Source organism: Marivita sp. (genome assembly GCF_051251565.1).
GTDB lineage: Bacteria > Pseudomonadota > Alphaproteobacteria > Rhodobacterales > Rhodobacteraceae > Marivita.
Window position 1 is genome coordinate 1 of sequence record NZ_JBPOFB010000074.1, and the last position, 2216, is coordinate 2216.

Consider the following 2216-nt stretch of genomic DNA (forward strand, 5'->3'; position numbering starts at 1 on the left):
GCTCGAGCACCTGCGCGGCCTCGCCTCGGGCTTCGGCCAGCACGCGGTTGGCATAGCGGTCTGCCTCGTTCTGAAGCCGGTCACGTTCCTGCTCGGCGTCCTGCACTTCGCGGAAGGCGTCGATCACGGGCTCCGGCGGGTCGGCCTTGTCGAAGTTGATCCGCACGATATTCACGCCGCTGTCGTAGCTGTCGAGCGTGGATTGCACGAGATCGTTGAGCTGATCGGAAATCACACCACGGTCCCGGTTCAGGATCGGCGCAAGCTCGGATTGCGCGACAATCTCGCGCATCGCCGATTCGCTGACTGCCTCGATGGTCTGGGGCGGATCGGCGAGGTTAAAGAGATACATCGCCGGGTCGCGGATGTTCCAGACAACCTGAAAGTCGATATCGACGATGTTCTCGTCACCGGTAAGCATCAGGCCGAGATCCGATCCAGCGCGGTTCACACCGATTGAGATCGTCTGTTCAGTCGTCACGTCGAGGACTTCGGCGGTAACGAAGGGCCATGGGGCAAAGTTCAGACCCGGCTCGCCGATCTCCGAGAACTCTCCGAGAAACAGTTCGACCGATTTCTGCTCGGGGCGCACCGTATAAAGCGAGGCCACCAGCCACAAAACCACGGCGACAGCCACCGCGATCGCGATGGTTCCGCGAGTTACAGCGGGGCCACCGCCGCCGCCCGGACCACCGCGTCCGCCCATGATGGTGCGGAATTGTTCGCGGCCACGGTTAAACAGCTCGTCGATTTCGGGCATCTGCGGGCCCTCGCCGCGTCGTGGCGGCGGTCTGCGGCCGCCGTTGTTCGATCCACCTCTTGGAGGCTCATCGTCGTTGCCGCCTCCGCCGCCCCAAGGGCCGCCATTGTTTTGAGCCATGACGCAAATCGTCCTCATGCCAAGTGTTCTAGGGTATTCGCTGTCTCTCTACCTGTGCGCAAAGAGGCAGGAGTTCAAGCGCTTCGCACCGGTTCCTTCATCGTCACCAGCTCTTCGGCAATGGTTGGATGGACTGCACAGGTCTGGTCGAACTGCTCTTTGGTCGCGCCCAGCTTGACTGCGATGCCTGCCAACTGGATCATTTCACCGGCATGATCCGCGACGATATGACAGCCCAGCACGACCCGGCTTTCCGCATCGACCACCAGTTTCATCAGCACCCGATCGGATCGACCGGCAAAGGCCTGCTGCATCGGCTTGAACGAGGTGCAGTAGATTTCGACCGGCCCCCGCTCCATCGCCTGTTCTTCGGTCAGCCCGACGGTGCCCAATTCCGGCTGGGAGAACACGGCTGACGGAATCGTCTCGTGATCGGGTTTGGTGGGGTTGTCGTTGAACACCGTCTCGACAAAAGCCATGCCCTCGCGGATCGCAACCGGGGTCAGCTGAACCCGGTCGGTCACGTCACCGATGGCATAGATCGACGGCACCGAAGTCTTTGAGTAGTCATCGACCTCGATCTCTCCACGGCGTCCCAGTTTAACGCCGACTTCCTCGAGGCCGAGGCCTTCGGTGTTGGGCGCACGACCGGTGGCAAAAAGCACCTTGTCGAAGATCTTCTCCTGACCGTTGCTCATCTTGACCCAGACCGGCACCGATCCAGGTTGGAGATCGGCAGGTGCGGACGCGCTGTCGGCGCCGGCGGCGGCATCGGACGCGGTGCCCTTCGGCATGTCCTCATGTTCGTGTGCGGCGGTCATCTCGACGATCGTGGTGCCAAAATGCTGATCGACTCCCCTAGCCCGCATCTGCTCGGAAATCAGTCCAGTCGCCTCTTCGTCGAAGCCGCGCAGGATACCGCCTTTGCGGTTAATCTGTGTAACTTCGACCCCCAGGCCATTGAGGATGCAAGCGAACTCGCAGCCGATGTAGCCACCGCCGACGATCAGGATACTGCGCGGCAGCGTGTCGAAGTCGAAGATGTCGTCGGACACAATACCCAGTCCCGCATTGGGCAGCGGTGGGCGCACCGGGCTGCCACCGGTCGCGATCAGGATGTGACGCGCGGTCTTTGTCGCGTTGTTGCCGAACTTGACGGTGTGGGCGTCGGTAAGGGTGGCGTGGCTGTCGAATATATCGACATCGGACGCCTTGAGCATCTTGCGATAGACCTCTTCGAGCCGATTCAGCTCGGTCTGAAGCTTGGTCTGGAAGTTTTCCCATGAGAACGACCGTTCCGGCACGCTCCAGCCGAAACCCTCGGCATCGGCAAGGC

The 2216-nt window shown here is 61.4% G+C and carries 2 protein-coding genes; both read right to left on the reverse strand.

Annotated elements, in window-relative coordinates:
• A partial coding sequence (hflK, locus tag ACSHXH_RS19485; protein ID WP_435673461.1) for a protease modulator HflK occupies positions 1-880 on the reverse strand: 880 nt, incomplete at its 3' end.
• Between the two features lie 74 nt (positions 881-954).
• A partial coding sequence (locus tag ACSHXH_RS19490; protein WP_435673462.1) for an FAD-dependent oxidoreductase occupies positions 955-2216 on the reverse strand: 1262 nt, incomplete at its 5' end.